Origin of the sequence: Variovorax sp. KK3 (genome assembly GCF_001984055.1) — a bacterium.
Taxonomy (GTDB): Bacteria; Pseudomonadota; Gammaproteobacteria; order Burkholderiales; family Burkholderiaceae_C; genus Variovorax.
In genome coordinates this window covers 42519-56691 of record NZ_LYVO01000003.1, presented here as the reverse complement: position 1 = coordinate 56691, position 14173 = coordinate 42519, and the positions used below count along the sequence as shown (strand labels likewise).

Here is a 14173-nt window from a genome sequence, read left to right as displayed (position 1 = left end):
GCGATGAAACTGCTTCGCCATGGCATCGCCGGCCAGGAACGGCCGGGCCTGCTCGACGCGCAGGGCCGCATCCGCGACCTTTCCGCGTACTTGCCGGACCTGGACGGCAGCGCCCTGCTGCCCGCGTCGCTGGACCGCCTCGCCACCCTGGACATCGACGCGCTTCCGCTTGTGCAAGGCAACCCGCGCCTGGGGCCCTGCGTGGCGCAGGTCGGCAAGCTGGTCTGCATCGGCCTCAACTACTCGGACCATGCCGCCGAGGCGAACATGCCGCTGCCCAAGGAGCCGATCGTCTTCCTCAAGGCCACCAGCGCGATCTGCGGCCCGAACGACGACGTCGAGATTCCGCCGGACGCCGAGAAGGTGGACTGGGAAGTCGAGCTCGGCATCGTCATCGGCAAGCCGGGCCGCTACATCGCGAAGGACCACGCGCTGCAGCACGTCGCCGGCTACTGCATCGTCAACGACGTGTCGGAGCGCTCGTATCAGCTCGAGCGCGGCGGCCAATGGGACAAGGGCAAGGGCTGCGACACCTTCGCGCCGCTCGGCCCCTGGCTGGTGACTCGCGACGAACTGCCCGACGCGCAAGCGCTCGCGCTGTGGCTGGACGTGGACGACAAGCGCTACCAGACCGGCCACACGCGAACCATGATCTTCGACGTGCCGACCCTCGTGGCCTACGTGAGCCGCTTCATGAGCCTGCAGCCCGGCGACATCATCGCCACCGGCACGCCGCCCGGCGTGGGCATGGGCCAGAAGCCGGAGCCGGTGTACCTGCGTGCAGGGCAGACGATGCGGCTCGGGATCGACGGGCTCGGCGAGCAACGCCAGCGTGCGGTGCAGGCCAGCATCGACTGACCTCTCCGCCCTCAGTCCTCCGACGAAAAGCCCGATGCCTTGACGACCGGCCCCCAGCGCACGAGTTCGTCGCGGACGATCTTGTCGAACTCGGGCGCCGGTTCGCCGGCCACCTCGAAGGACAGCTTCTCCAGCCCGGCGATCATCGGCTTGGCCTTCAACGCTGTGCGGATGGCGGCGTTGAGTCGGGCCACCACCGCGGGTGGCGTCTTCGCCGGCGCGAACACGCCGAAGTACTCGTCCGCCGCCACGTCCTTGAAGCCGCTCTCGGCCATGGTCGGCACGTTCGGCAGGAAGGGCGAACGCTTCGCGCCGCTGACGGCCAGGATGCGGAGCTTTCCGTCGGGCGCGTGAGGCAGCACTTCGGGCAACACGTTCACACCCGATTGCACCTGGCCGCCCAACAGGTCGGCCACCAGTGGCGCACCACCCTTGAAGGGGATGTGATTGAGCGGCACTCCCCCTGCGCGGGCCAGCATGGTGCCGACGAAGTGCGGCGTGGCGCCCGCCGCGGGCGAACCGAAGTTGGCGTCCTTGGGGTTGGCCTTGGCCCAGGCGACGTAGTCGGACACCGTCTTGACGCTGGCCGGCACGGCGCGGCTCACGCTGAGCGCGAAGGTCACCTTCGCGACCGAGCCCACGGGCGTGAAGTCCGCCAGCGAGTCGTAGCCCAGCTTCTTGTAGACGTGCGGGTAGATGGTCAGGATCGATGCCGGGGTCAGCAGGATCACGCTGCCGTCCGCCTCGGCGGCCTTCACGGTCTGCGCGCCCAGCCGCCCGCCGGCGCCGGGCTTGTTGTCGACGAGCACGGTCGGCGCATAGCTGCCGCGCAATTGCTCGGCCAGCAGCCGTGCCACGGAATCGGCCGCGCCGCCGGCCGGGAATCCGACGACGGTCTTGACGGGCTTGTTGAGCACGGTTTGCGCGCCGGCCGGTGCAGCGGCTGCGAGAAGGGTCGCGGTGCCGAGGGTCGACAGCGCGGTGGTGATGAGGTGGCGGCGGGTGAACATGGGTGTCTCTCGATGACGGATGAAGGTGTGAACGGGCGCCATCTCAGCGCAGGGGCCGCAGCCCGATGATTTCGCGCGCCTCGCTGGGCGTGGCAGGCTCGTAGCCCATCTCGCGCACGAGCCGCACGATGCGTTCGACCAGCTGAACGTTGGTCGCGAGCACGCCGTGCTCGAAGTACAGGTTGTCCTCCAGTCCCACGCGAACGTGGCCGCCGAGCAGCAGCGCGTTCATCGCGGCGGGCAGTTGCGCCGCGCCGATCGCGCTGACGTTGAAGACCGAGCGCGGCGGCAGGTGGTCCACCATGAGCTGCAGCATCTTGGGCGTGTAAGGCAGGGCGCCCTGGAAGGCATTCGCGCCGATCACGATGTTGATGAAATGCGGCGCCTCGTCCACGCCCTCGGCCAGCGCCCGTGGCACGTCCTGCACCAGGTCGGCCAGGCCGAAGACCTCCCATTCGGGCTTGATGCCGCGGGCCTGCATCCTCTGCGCGATCTCGCGGATGCGCGACGGCGGCGTGGCGACGAGGATCTCCTTGCGGTCGAAGCTCGCGATCACGGTCTGCGCGTCGAGCGTGCACATCTCGACGCCTTCGCCTTCCATGCCTTTCAGGCGCTCTTCCCACTGGATTTCCCACAGCCCATTGGGCAGCGGGCGCACCATGTCGCCGTCGATGCCGCCGCCGGTGGAGTTGTTCAGCACGATGTCGCACCTGTCGCGGATCAGGCGGTTGATGCGGGTGTAGACCGCGGGCTCGCAGGTGGCCTGGTCGTCGGCGCGGCGTGCGTGCACCGCCACCAGGCTGGCGCCGGCGTTGTAGCAGCGGTAGGTGTCTTCCGCGATCTCCTCCGGCTGGGTCGGCAGGTGCGGGTTCATCTTCTTCGTGGCCATTCCGCCAGTGGGGGCGATGGTCACGATGACCTTGGGCTTGGGCATGCGGCTCTCCTTGGATGCGGTTGCTGTGGAAGCGAAGGCCGCGCGCCGGGGCGCCGGGCTTCGTCATGGCACGCATGATTCCGGAGGGTGGCTTTCGCCACAGTCGATGCGCCGACAGTTCGGCTCAGGGTTAACGCGGGCCTGTCGCGCCCGGCGGCGCCGGCGTTACTCCGCCAGCCGCTGCAGCGCGGCCAGGTCGATGACCTCGATGCCGCCGTACTCGCCGCGGACCACGCCCGCATCCTTGAGCCGCTTGAGCGCGGCGTTGCAGCTCTGGCGCGACACGGCCGCCAGGTTGGCGAGCTCTTCCTGCGACAGCTGCAGGTGCCGCTCGCCGCGCGGATTGAGCAAGGGGTTGACCATGCCGACGAGCGCACGCGCCACCTGGGCATCGATGTCGAGCAGGCCCTGCGCCGCGAAGTTGCCCATGAACCAGTGCAGGCGCTCGTTCACCTGCTGCAGCAGGAAGTCGTTGAAGGCGGGCCGGTTGCGGCGCAGCCAGTCGAAGGTGTCGAGCGGAAGCATCGCCACGCGCGAATGGCGCAGCGCGACCAGGTCGGACTGGCGCGGCGTGGCGCGAATGAGCGTGCCCTCGCCGAACCAGCTGCCCACCGACTGGCCGCCCAGCGTGACGGCGCGGCCGTCGCGCGCGGTGATGGCCCACTTGACCAGCCCTTCGAGCACGCCGAACCAGGCGCGCTGGTGCTCGCCGAAGCTGCCCAGCGAGGCACCCTGCGCGACGGCGCGCTCGGAGATGTCGGCCCTGACCTGGCGGCGCGCGTCCTCGTCGAGCCGGATGAACCATTCGGACTGGTCCAGCAGCTCGTCGAGCGTGAGCGAGGCGGCGGTGGTCCGCTGGGGGCGCGTCATGCATGTCTCCTGTGGGGCTAAGTGGAAACCCTGGTCTCAAGTGTCGGTGCGTCGACTGTGCCCGAACGCCATTGCGCGAAGAATGCGTTTCCACGCACAGACCCAGTATGTCCTCCACGCCATGAGCAAGACCGCCATCCTTCCCATCGACGTCCAGTTCGGCGACTGCGATCCCGCGGGCATCGTGTTCTTCCCCAACTATTCACGCTGGATGGACGCGGCCTCGCACCACTTCTTCGTATCGTGCGGCCTGCCGCCGTGGCGTGCGATCGAGTCGCTGCCCGGCTGCGTGGGCGCGCCGCTGCTGGAAATCCACACCCGCTTCCACACCTCGGTGACCTACGGCGAGCGCATCGAGATCCACACCCGCGTCGAGGAATGGCGCGGCAAGGTCTTCATCCAGCAGCACCGCGTGACGCGTGGCGACACGCTGATCTGCGAGGGCCGCGAGACACGGGCGCTGTGCCTGCGCGGCAGCGACGGCAGGATCAAGGCCGTGCCGGTGCCCGACTTCGTCATCGCGGCCTGTACCCAGCGCGCAGACGCATCGACCGACAAGGAGCTTCCATGACGACACCCAGCCCACATAAAGTGCTGATCACCGCCGGCGCAGGCGGCATCGGCCGCGCCATCGGACTCGCGTTCGCCGCGGCCGGTGCGCGCGTGCATGCCTGCGACATCGACGGCGCTGCGCTGGATGCACTGCGTGCCGAGGCGCCCGGCATCACCACCAGCGTGTGCGACATCGCGGACCGCGATGCGGTGCGCGCGATGGTGCAGGAGGCCGCGGCCGCGCTGGGCGGGCTCGACGTGCTGGTGAACAACGCCGGCATCGCCGGGCCGTCGGCCAGCGTCGAGACCTTCGACCCGGAGGCGTGGGACGCGGTGCTGCGCGTCAACCTCACCGGCACCTTCACGGTGACGCAAGCTGCCATCCCGCACCTGAAGCACTCGGCGGCCGGCTCGATCATCGTGATGTCTTCGCTCGCCGGGCGCTTCGGCTACCCCAACCGCAGCGCGTATTCGACGACCAAATGGGGGCTGATCGGCTTCACCAAGACGCTGTCGCGCGAACTCGGCGCGTCGGGCATCCGCGTGAACGCGATCCTGCCCGGCGCCGTGGATGGCCCGCGCTTCCAGAAGGTGCTGGAAGGCCGCGCCTCGACGTCGGGACGCACGTTGGCGCAGGAGGAGGCGGCCGCATTGGCCAACCAGTCGATCCAGCGCTTCGTCGACCCCGACGACATCGCCGCAGTGGCGGTGTTCCTGGCCTCCAATGCTGCGCGCTCGATCTCGGGCCAGATCGTCCCCATCGACGGGGACTCGCAAAGCGCCTCCTGAGGCGCAGCCACCCACACATCGAAGGAGACGACATGCAGTTCTATCTGAATGGCTATGCGCCCGGCGACCCCGACATCCTGGCCGCCGCGCCGGGTGCCTCGGAGCAGGCGACGCCGCTGCCCGACACGGTCGACGTGCTCATCGTCGGCAGCGGCCCCGCGGGCACGCTGCTGGCCGCGCAGCTCTCGCGCTTCGCCGGCATTCGCACGCGGCTCGTGGAGCGTCGCGACGGCCCGCTGCAGATCGGCCAGGCCGATGGCGTGGCCTGCCGCACAGTGGAGATGTTCGAGGCCTTCGGGCTCAGCGCGCCGCTGCTGCGCGAGGCCTACTGGGTCAACGAGACCGCGTTCTGGCGGCCCTCGCCGGACGACCGCTCGCGCATCGTGCGCACCGGCCGCGTGCAGGACACCGAAGACGGCCTGTCCGAGTTTCCGCACGTCATCGTCAACCAGGCGCGCATGCAGCAGTACCTGCTGGACTTCGCGCGCAAGTCGCCCACGCGGCTGGTGCCCGACTACGGGCTCGAGTTCGTCGGGCTCGAGGTGGCGTCCGAGGGCGACCACCCGGTGCGGGCCACGCTGCGCCGCGCCGCCGATGGCTCGCAGGTCACGGTGAACGCGAAGTACGTGGTCGGCTGCGACGGCGCGCGCAGCGGCGTTCGGCAGGCCATCGGCGCCGAGCCGCGCGGCGACTTCGCCAACCATGCCTGGGGCGTGGTCGACATGCTGGCCGTCACCGACTTTCCCGACATCCGGCTCAAGGCTGCGATCCAGTCCGCGGACAAGGGCAACATCCTGCTGATTCCGCGCGAGGGCGGCCACCTGGTGCGCCTGTACGTCGACCTGGGCGAGGTGGACCCGAACGACCGCGGCTCGGTGCGCGAGCGCTACACGCAGGACAAGGTCATCGAGATCGCGCAGCGCGTGCTGCACCCCTACACGCTCGACGTGCGCGACGTGGCGTGGTTCTCGGTCTACGAGGTGGGCCAGCGCGTGACGGACCGCTTCGACGACGTGCCGCCAGACGCCGCTGCAACACGCATGCCGCGCGTCTTCATCGCCGGCGATGCCTGCCACACGCACAGCGCCAAGGCGGGCCAAGGCATGAACGTGTCGATGCAGGACGCCTTCAACCTGGGCTGGAAGCTGGTGTCGGTGCTCGAAGGCCGGGCCGGGCCAGAACTGCTGCGCACCTACAGCACCGAGCGCCACGCGATCGCGCAGGGCCTGATCGATTTCGACAAGCAGTGGTCGCGCATCATGGCCTCGCCGCCCAAGGACCCGGCGCATCCGGAACTGGGCGGCGTTGATCCGGCCGAGCTGCAGGCCTACTTCATCCGATCGGGCCGCTACACGGCCGGCGTCGCGACGCACTACCCGGCCGGCACGGCGCTGACCGCGCCTGCGACGCACCAGGACCTGGCCCGCGGCTTCACCATCGGCATGCGCTTTCATTCGGCGCCGGTCGTGCGGCTGGCCGATGCCAAGCCGATGCAGCTGGGCCACGCGGCACGCGCCGATGCGGCGTGGCGCATCTATGCCTTTGCAGACGCGGGCGGCGAGCGGCTGCGCGCGCTGGCGGACTTCCTGGCGCAATCGAGCACGTCGCCGATTCGCCGATTCACGCCGCAGGATGCCGACATCGATTCGGTGATCGACTTCCGCGCGGTCTACCAGCAACAGCACCGCGACCTGAATGCCGACCGGCTGCCGTCGCTGCTGCTGCCGCGCAAGGGGCGCTTCGGCTTGATCGACTACGAAAAGGCCTTCTGCCCCGACTTCAAGAACGGACCGGACATCTTCGTGCAGCGCGGCATCGACCGGGCGCGCGGCGCGATGGTGGTGGTGCGGCCCGACCAGTACGTGGCGAACGTGTTGCCGCTCGATGCGCACGAGGACCTGAGCGCGTATTTCGCCGGCTTCCTGCTGGACCGGCGATGAAGCCTCGGCGCGCTGTCCCTATTCGGCCTTGATGTTGTTGTCCTTCACCACCTTGCCCCAGCGCTGGGTCTCGGTGCGCATCCATTCGGCGAGCTGCTGACGGTTCATCGGCGAGGGCTCGGAGCCCAGCTCCTGCAGGTGCTTGGCGACCTCGGGCTTGGCCACGATGCGCTTGATCGCGTCCTGCAGCTTGTCGAGCACGGCCGGCGGCGTGTTGGCCGGTGCCAGCAGGCCCTGCCACGAGCCGGTGACGAAGTCGGGAATCTGCGCGGCCACGGTCGGCACGCCCGGCGTTGCGGCGAAGGGCTTGGCGCTGGTGACGGCGATGGCCTTGACCTTGCCGCCCTGCACCAGCGCATTGGTCGCGACCACACTGGCCATGGCGCTGTCGATCTGGCCCCCGGCCAGATCGGCCAGCGCCTGCGCGCCGCCCTTGTAGCCGATGACGTTGAACTCGAAGCCGCGGTTCTGCGCGAGCAGGATGCCCGCGAGCTGGCTGATGGAGGCCAGCGGCGTGCCGAAGCTCGGCGGCTTGCCGCTCTTCTTGGCATAGGCGGCCAGCTCGTCGATGTTCTTCACGGGCAGGTCGTTGCGCACCACCAGCAGGTGCGGCGAATAGGCCGGGATCGCGATGGGCGTGAGTTCTTTCGGGTTGTAGCTGAGCTGCGGCACCACGCTCGGGCCGATGGTCAGCACGCTCATGTCGAGCAGCAGCAGGTTGTAGCCGTCGGGTGCGGCCTTGGCGACGAAGGAGGCGCCGATGTGGCCGTTGCCGCCGGCCTTGTTCTCGACGATGACGGGCTGCTTGAACATCTCGCCCAGTTCCTTGGCCAGCATGCGGCCCAGCACGTCGGAGGTGCCGCCCGCCGGGTTGGGCACGACGATGCGGATCATCTTGTTGGGGTAGCTCGCCGCAGCGTCCTGGGCGCGGGCCGGCAGGGCCGCGCCGGCCAGCAGCGCGACGGCGGCGGCGCCGAGCCATGCGCGCCGGGCCAGGGTGGGGACGAACGGGGGGATGAGGGTCGCGGCTTTCATGGCATCTCCGAGGATGTGTGGACAGGGGATCGCGCGGACGCGAGCGAGAAAAGGGAAGGCAGGCCGAGGGCGGCGTTCAGGCCGCCGGACGAATCACGTTGAGCAGCGGTTCACCAAGCTGCAGCCGCACGATGTTGTCGGCCATGAAGCGGTAGCGCCGGTCGAGCAGCGCCGGCGTGATGGCCGAGATGTGCGGCGTGGCCCGCACGTTGGGCAGCGTGTGCAGCGGCCAGCGCGACGGGTCGACCGGCGGCTGGCCTTTCTTGGGGTACTGGTACCAGACGTCGAGCACGGCCCGTGTGTCGGGACGATCGCGCAAAGCTTCGTAGAGCGCCTGCTCCTGCACGACTTCGGCGCGCGCCACGTTGACCAGCAGGAAGCGCTCGGGCAGGCGAGCGAGTTGCTCTGCGCCGATCAGGCCGCGGGTGCCGTCGTCGAGCGGGCAGCAGAGGACGAGCGCCTGCGTGCGGCCGAGCACCTCGTTCAACTTCGACACGGGCACGAATTCGTCGGCCAGCTCCGGCGACCCGGCCTTGCCGCTGCGCGTGACGGCGACGACGTGCATGCCGAAGGCCCGCGCGCGGCGCGCGATCTCCTGCCCGATGTGGCCGAAGCCGACGATGGCGAGGGTCTTGCCGCAGGCCTCGTCGTGCTGTGTGCGTGCGGCATAGGCCTCGGCCCAGGCCTCGGCATCCAGCCGCGCCGGATACTTCCACAGTTGCAGGTGATGCTCGAGGATCGCGTGCAGCGTGAACTCGGCGATCGGCACCTCGTGGCCGTGCACGTTGCACACCGTGGTGCCGGTGGGCAGTGCATCGCAAGCGATCTGCTCCCAGCCGGCGCCGGGCACGTGCACCAGTCGGCACTGCAGGCGCTTCGCTTCATCGGCCGTGATGCTGTTGCCGATGACGACGTCGGCACGGATGTCGCCGGTGGCGGGAAAGGCCTGCATCGCCTCGACCTCGTGGCCGGGGCCGAGCAGTGCGCGCAGGCGCGGTGCGTGGGGCGCATGGAGCCCGACGATCTGGATGTGCATGAAGTGGTCCTTTGTGCTGCCGCAGCGTGTCGACGCTTCAGCGGCTCTCGCGAACGACGAGATCCGTTCGCTGCTTGAAGCTGTCGCGCAACTTGGTGCCGAGGCCGGCCGCCACGGTCGGCTGGGCCATGCCTTCGCGGATGTCGGGCAACTCGGTCACGATGTCGCGGTACCAGGTGGCGAGCGTGGCGCGCACCACCTCCTGGTAGATGGCGGTGGGCGCATGCAGCGCCATCTGCAGGCCGGCCATCAACGTGACGGGGCCGGTGCAGTCGTGCGGCGCCAGCGGCCGGTTGTAGGCCTGGGCCAGCGCGGCGATCTTGCGGCCCTCGGTGAAGCCACCGCACCAGGCCAGGTCGAGCATCACCACGTCGAGCGCGTCGGCGGCCAGCAGGTCGCGGAAGGGGCGCAGGCCACCGAAGGTTTCGCTGCCGCAGATCGGCACGCGCGTGCGGCGGCGGAGGTCGGCCAGGCCCGCGGCGTCGTCCATCTTGCACAGCGGGTCTTCGACCCAGAACACGTCGTACTCCTCGAGCGCCTGGCAGATGCGCAGGGCCGAGTGGCCGCCGAACAGGCTGTGCAGTTCGCACATCACCTCGATGCGGTTGCCGACGGCCTCGCGGATCTGGCGGAACGGGGCCAGGCCTTTCTCGAGGTCGGGCAGGCTGATGAGATGGCCGCCGCTCGCTGGCGCGTAGATGTCGAAGGGCCAGATCTTCATGGCCTTGTAGCCCTCGTCGAGCAGGCTGCGCGCGAGCGCGCCGGCATCGCGCATGAAGGCGACCTGGTCGTCGTACGGGCCCTGCGCTTCGTCGTCGGCGCCGATGTCGCGGCGCTTGCCGGTGGTGTTGAAGCTGTAGCCCGCGCAGGTGTTGTAGACCGGCACCGCCGGCCGCGCCGCGCCGCCGAGTGCCTCGTGGATGGGCACGCCCTGCCGCTGGCCGGCCAGGTCCCACAGCGCGATGTCGACGGCGCTGGCCGAGCGCACTTCGACGCCCGAGCCGTTGTAGCCGACGTAGGGCGTGAGCAGGTGGCGCGAGATGCCTTCGATGTGGCGCGCGTCGCGGCCCAGCAGCCAGGGCGCCAGCTCTTCGTGCAGGCAGGTCTCGACCGAGACTGCGCCGCGAAAGGTTTCGCCCAAGCCGACCAGGCCGTCGCTGGTTTCCAGCTCGAGCCAGATCAGGCTGGGGCGATCCGGCAGGCGGTAGGTGCGGAGGCTGCGGATGATTGACATGATTTACAGCTTTTTATATCTTTCGGGGCAAACCGGCGTTTCGATGGCGTTTCGATCGTGCCTCGAAGCGCTTGGACGGATTGTCCTCGCGGCCGTCCAGCCTCATTTCCACGCTTACCCTGTAATTAGCTGTCATGCATTCATCCACCGCCGATGCCGCGAACGACGCGGGCTCCGAAGGCGCCAGCCCCAAGGCGGAGCGCCTGCTCCACGACAAGGTCTACGAAGACCTGATGCAGCTGCTGGGCACGCCCGGCTTCGAACCCCGCGCGCGCCTGCCCGGCGAAACCGCGCTGGCGCAGCGGCTCGGCGTGTCGCGCCCAGTGTTGCGCCAGGCACTGGCGCGGCTGCGCGAAGAGGGCCGCATCACCGTTCGCAAGGGTTCGGGCAACTTCGTCACCGATGCACTGCCGCAGGCCCGGCCGATGTCGCTGAGCACGCTCAAGAACATCGGCGACATCCGCGCGTTCCTCGAATTCCGCTGCTTCGTCGAAGGCGAGGCCGCCGCACGCGCGGCGCTCATGCGCACGGCCGACCAGATGCACCACATCCGCCGCTGCCGCGAGCGATTCGAGCAGGCCCTGGCCGAGGGCAGCGACGCGATCGAGGAAGACGTGGCCTTCCACGACGCGGTGGCCGAGGCCTGTGGCAACCGCTTCTTCGGCATGACGATGACCGCGCTGGCGCCGCAGACGCGCTTCAGCATCGGCCTGTCGCGCAGCCTGGCAGGGCGTCCGCAAGGCGAGCGGCGCGCCGGCGTGTACCGCGAGCACACCGCCGTGGAGGAAGCCATCGAGCGGCAGGATTCAGCGGCCGCGCGTGAGGCGATGGAGGCGCACTTGCGCGGGGGGATCGCGCGCCTGTTCGGGCAGGACGGCTGACGCGGGCTGCGGCAGCGCCGCCCAAGCCTGAAGACGGCGACTAGCGCGCGGTCTTGCGCCGGTGCAGCACGAGCAATGCGCCGAACACCAGACCCGCCGCCACGCTCGTATGCCCGCTGTAATGCACCAGCCCCAGCGACCAGCCCGCGCTGCGCACCGCCAAGGCCAGTGCGACCAGCAACAGCAGCCAGCCGCCCGCGCGCAGCATGCGCGTGGCCTGCGGCGCGAGGACACGGCCGAACAGGTCTTCCTGGTGCCGGTCCATGGCGAGCGACAGGGCCGCGAAGCCCAGCAGGCTGGGGATGAAGACGGCCAGGTGGCTCATCGTGCGCCCTCGTGTGCGGCGGTGTTGCTTCCGCCGTGCACAGCCGCGGGCTTCGCCGGCGGCGGCGGGGCTTCCGTCGGCTGCCGGGTGCGCTTGCCGCGCGCCACCGGCACGCGGTGCTGCGAGGTGCGCAGCGCCAGCTTCACATGCACCGCGGCCAGCGCCCACAGCATCAGGTCGATGCCGGCGAATATCCAGTCGCCCTCGGCCAGGCTGCGCCACAGCGGACGGTCGGTGGTCACCATGTTGAGCACGGGCAGCAGCGCGAGCACGGCGGCGCCGGCCCACAGCTGCTCGACCCAGGCCTTGCGCGCCGGCCGCAGCACGGCATGCAGCAAGGCCGCGCCCCAGGCGATGAAGAACACGTGGATCTCCCAATCGGCGCGCTGCGCCATGCCGGTGGGCAGCAGGCGGTTGCTCCAGAGGAAGGCCGCCATCGCGATCGTCAGGCCGGCGATGGCCGCGATGTTGAGCTTCTCGACGAGCCGGAAGCCGAAGTGCGGCCGGGTGGGATCGGGCATGCGCTGGCGGCGCTTCACGGTCCACATCACGAGTCCGGTGCCGACCATCGCGGTGCCGGCGAGGCTGACGATGAAGTAGAGCCAGCGCGCAACGGTGTCGCCGAAGCGGCCCAGATGCAGCGCGTACATCACGCCACGGGTTTCGGCGGCGGGGCCGACGCTGTCGCGCGTTTCGAGCAGCTTGCCGGTGGTGCCCTCGAACATCATGTACTGCGGGCTCATCGAGGTGCGGCCCGGCTCGCCGCGCGACACGGCCACGCGCGAGGCGGCGTCGCCGGGCAGCGTGATGGTGACGCGCGCGATGTTGTCGCGGCCCCAGCGCGCCTGCGCCTGGCGCACGATGTCGTCGATGGGCGCGAGCGCCGCCTCCTTGCCGCTGGGCTTGCCGGGCTGGATGAAGGCGCTGAGCTGGGTGGTGAGCTGCTGCCGCTCCTGCGGCGTCTTGAACGCGGCCTTTTCGCCCCAGGGCATGTACAACGCCATCAGCGTGACGAGCCCGGTGTAGGTGATCATCAAATGGAAGGGCAGCCCGAACACCGACAGCGCGTTGTGCGCGTCGAGCCACGAGCGCTGGCCCTTGGCCCACCGGAAGGTGAAGAAGTCGGTGAAGATCTTCTTGTGCGTGATCACGCCGCTGACGATGGCCACCAGCATGAACATGGCCGCGATGCCGGCCAGCCAGCGGCCCCAGATCACCGGCATGTAGTGGAACTGGAAGTGGAAGCGGTAGAAGAACTCGCCGCCCTGCGTGTCGCGCGCCGCCACCTTCTGGCCGGTGGCGGGGTCGAAGTTGCCCGAGCCGAAGCGCCGGGGCCCGGGCTGCGTCGCCGACGGCGGCAAGCGCCAGAAGGCGTCGGCCGTGTTGTTGCGGGCATTGGGCAGGCCGAAGCTCCACTGCGTGCTGCCCGGCGCCAGCACGGCGAGCTGGCCGGCCACGCGCTGCGCGACCTCGGCCGGGTCGAGCACCTGCGCTTGGTGCGGCAACTCGGGCCGCGACCACTGCGAAAGCTCGTCCTTGAAGTAGCTCACCGTTCCCGTAAGGAACATCGCATACAGCACCCAGCCGAGCAGCAGCCCGGCCCAGGTGTGCAGCTCCGACATGGTCTGGCGAATGCCACGCGGCTTTGGGGCGCTCACATCGTGCCTCCGGCATTCCACACCGACCAGGCGGCCGGCAGCAGCACGGCGGCCGCGACCAGCAGCCCGACCCAGGCGCGCGTGGCGCTGCGCACCGCGAACACCCAGACCACGGCGCCTGCATAGATGGCGAAGCTCGAGAGCATGCCGGTCAGCACGGCCTGGGGCGTCGACATGGGCAGCGCGAGCGCCGCCACGCTGGCGAGCGCGGCCAGCGCGTAGCCGCCCACGATCGCGGCGACGATGCGGGAGACAAGGGGAGCCACATGCCGGGCCCGGACGCCCAGCGCGGTCACTTGTTGGGCGTCGCGGCAGGGCCCGCCGGAATCGGCGCGATGCCCTCGGGCTTGCGGTAGCTCAGCGTGGTCACGTAGCTGACTGCGTCGTACTTTTCTGCGCCCTGCGCGCCCGGGCGCTCGCCGGGGGTGCGGTCGTTGTGGCTGACCTCGGCCACGTAGGGGCCTTGCCATGGCATGTCGAAGCGCACCAGGCCTTCGGCATCGGTGCGCTCTTCCTTGCTCCAGCCCGACTGCGTGACCAGCGTGACCTTGGTCTTGGCCAGCGGCTGGCCCTTGAAGGTGAGCTTGAAGCTGCCGGCCTCGGCCGCGGGCACCAGGTCGAGCGTCAGCAGCGGCGCCTGCGGCGCGAGCGAAGTGACGAGGCGCGCCGCGGGGTGGTACCAGTTCGATGTCGACTTGTCGCCCTGGCGCGAGGTGTAGAGCGGGTAGCGGGCGTCTTCGGCGACCACGCTCTCGCCCGGCGCGGGCGTGAAAGGCTGCGCGAAGCCGCCGGCGGTCTTGCGGGCGTCGGCCTGCTTGCTGCCGCCGGTCGACACCAGCCGCGCGGTCGGCTGCACGAACTTGTCGAGCAGGCCCGGCGAGGCCTCGCGCAGGTTCTCGCCGAATTCGCCGAAGCGCAGCACGGGGGCCTCGCCGGCGGCGGCCTGTTCGAGCCAGACCTGGTGCGCGTGTGCGCCGGCGCCGATGCCGAGCAGGGAAGCGGCCAGGAGCCAATGGGTCTTCGTTGTCGGATGCATGTCCGTGTCTCGTTC

Annotated in this window: 15 protein-coding genes; 5 read left to right on the top strand and 10 right to left on the bottom strand. The window is 69.8% G+C overall.

Annotated features, from left to right (window positions below):
* Nucleotides 1-3: 3 nt before the first annotated feature.
* Entirely contained in the window at nucleotides 4-858 is an 855-nt protein-coding gene (locus tag B0W80_RS02340; protein ID WP_076997493.1) for a fumarylacetoacetate hydrolase family protein, read from the top strand.
* Nucleotides 859-869: 11 nt separating this feature from the next.
* Here the strand turns inward: B0W80_RS02340 and B0W80_RS02335 are convergent, their stop codons facing one another.
* From B0W80_RS02335 to B0W80_RS02325, 3 genes are all read right to left on the bottom strand, one after another.
* Nucleotides 870-1868, bottom strand: a complete 999-nt coding sequence (locus B0W80_RS02335; RefSeq protein WP_076997492.1) for a Bug family tripartite tricarboxylate transporter substrate binding protein — start codon at nucleotides 1866-1868, stop codon at nucleotides 870-872.
* 43 nt (nucleotides 1869-1911) lie between these two features.
* Nucleotides 1912-2802 carry a 3-keto-5-aminohexanoate cleavage protein gene (locus tag B0W80_RS02330; protein ID WP_076997491.1) on the bottom strand — a complete coding sequence of 297 codons (891 nt, stop codon included), beginning with the start codon at nucleotides 2800-2802 and terminating at the stop codon, nucleotides 1912-1914.
* A gap of 165 nt (nucleotides 2803-2967) precedes the next feature.
* Nucleotides 2968-3672 (bottom strand): Crp/Fnr family transcriptional regulator, encoded by a 705-nt coding sequence (locus tag B0W80_RS02325; RefSeq protein WP_076997490.1) that lies wholly within the window; start codon nucleotides 3670-3672, stop codon nucleotides 2968-2970.
* A 121-nt stretch (nucleotides 3673-3793) separates the two neighbouring features.
* Here B0W80_RS02325 and B0W80_RS02320 point away from each other — a divergent pair, with 121 nt between their 5' ends.
* From B0W80_RS02320 to B0W80_RS02310, 3 genes are read left to right on the top strand one after another with little or no spacing between them, the layout of a single operon-like run.
* On the top strand, nucleotides 3794-4243 hold the full coding sequence (locus tag B0W80_RS02320) for a thioesterase family protein (RefSeq protein WP_076997489.1): 450 nt from the start codon (nucleotides 3794-3796) through the stop codon (nucleotides 4241-4243).
* A complete protein-coding gene (locus tag B0W80_RS02315) occupies nucleotides 4240-5013 on the top strand; it encodes an SDR family oxidoreductase (protein ID WP_076997488.1) in 774 nt (257 codons plus the stop codon). Before B0W80_RS02320 ends, B0W80_RS02315 begins: the two co-directional genes overlap by 4 nt.
* 32 nt (nucleotides 5014-5045) lie before the next feature.
* Nucleotides 5046-6953, top strand: a complete 1908-nt coding sequence (locus tag B0W80_RS02310; protein ID WP_076997487.1) for an FAD-binding monooxygenase — start codon at nucleotides 5046-5048, stop codon at nucleotides 6951-6953.
* A gap of 18 nt (nucleotides 6954-6971) precedes the next feature.
* Here B0W80_RS02310 and B0W80_RS02305 read toward each other — a convergent pair whose 3' ends face one another.
* The 3 genes from B0W80_RS02305 to B0W80_RS02295 all read right to left on the bottom strand — a co-directional run bounded on the left by B0W80_RS02305 (nucleotide 6972) and on the right by B0W80_RS02295 (nucleotide 10258).
* Nucleotides 6972-7988, bottom strand: coding sequence for a tripartite tricarboxylate transporter substrate binding protein (locus tag B0W80_RS02305; RefSeq protein ID WP_076997486.1), 1017 nt, complete (start codon nucleotides 7986-7988; stop codon nucleotides 6972-6974).
* Between the two features lie 76 nt (nucleotides 7989-8064).
* Nucleotides 8065-9024 carry a 2-hydroxyacid dehydrogenase gene (locus tag B0W80_RS02300; protein ID WP_076997485.1) on the bottom strand — a complete coding sequence of 320 codons (960 nt, stop codon included), beginning with the start codon at nucleotides 9022-9024 and terminating at the stop codon, nucleotides 8065-8067.
* 37 nt (nucleotides 9025-9061) lie between these two features.
* Nucleotides 9062-10258: a mandelate racemase/muconate lactonizing enzyme family protein gene (locus B0W80_RS02295; RefSeq protein ID WP_076997484.1), complete on the bottom strand. Its 1197-nt coding sequence runs from the start codon at nucleotides 10256-10258 to the stop codon at nucleotides 9062-9064.
* Between the two features lie 134 nt (nucleotides 10259-10392).
* Between B0W80_RS02295 and B0W80_RS02290 the strand changes: the two genes are divergently transcribed.
* Nucleotides 10393-11139: a FadR/GntR family transcriptional regulator gene (locus B0W80_RS02290; RefSeq protein ID WP_076997483.1), complete on the top strand. Its 747-nt coding sequence runs from the start codon at nucleotides 10393-10395 to the stop codon at nucleotides 11137-11139.
* A 40-nt stretch (nucleotides 11140-11179) separates the two neighbouring features.
* On the opposite strand, the gene B0W80_RS02285 is transcribed toward B0W80_RS02290, so the two are convergent.
* From B0W80_RS02285 to B0W80_RS02270, 4 genes are read right to left on the bottom strand one after another with little or no spacing between them, the layout of a single operon-like run.
* Complete coding sequence (locus B0W80_RS02285; RefSeq protein WP_076997482.1) at nucleotides 11180-11464, bottom strand: DUF3325 domain-containing protein; 285 nt, start codon at nucleotides 11462-11464, stop codon at nucleotides 11180-11182.
* Nucleotides 11461-13086: a PepSY domain-containing protein gene (locus B0W80_RS02280; protein ID WP_083745136.1), complete on the bottom strand. Its 1626-nt coding sequence runs from the start codon at nucleotides 13084-13086 to the stop codon at nucleotides 11461-11463. The genes B0W80_RS02285 and B0W80_RS02280 overlap by 4 nt, the downstream gene beginning before the upstream one ends.
* 32 nt (nucleotides 13087-13118) lie before the next feature.
* Nucleotides 13119-13409 carry a DUF3649 domain-containing protein gene (locus tag B0W80_RS02275; RefSeq protein ID WP_373038120.1) on the bottom strand — a complete coding sequence of 97 codons (291 nt, stop codon included), beginning with the start codon at nucleotides 13407-13409 and terminating at the stop codon, nucleotides 13119-13121.
* 5 nt (nucleotides 13410-13414) lie between these two features.
* Entirely contained in the window at nucleotides 13415-14158 is a 744-nt protein-coding gene (locus B0W80_RS02270; RefSeq protein ID WP_076997480.1) for a DUF4198 domain-containing protein, read from the bottom strand.
* Nucleotides 14159-14173 lie beyond the last annotated feature (15 nt).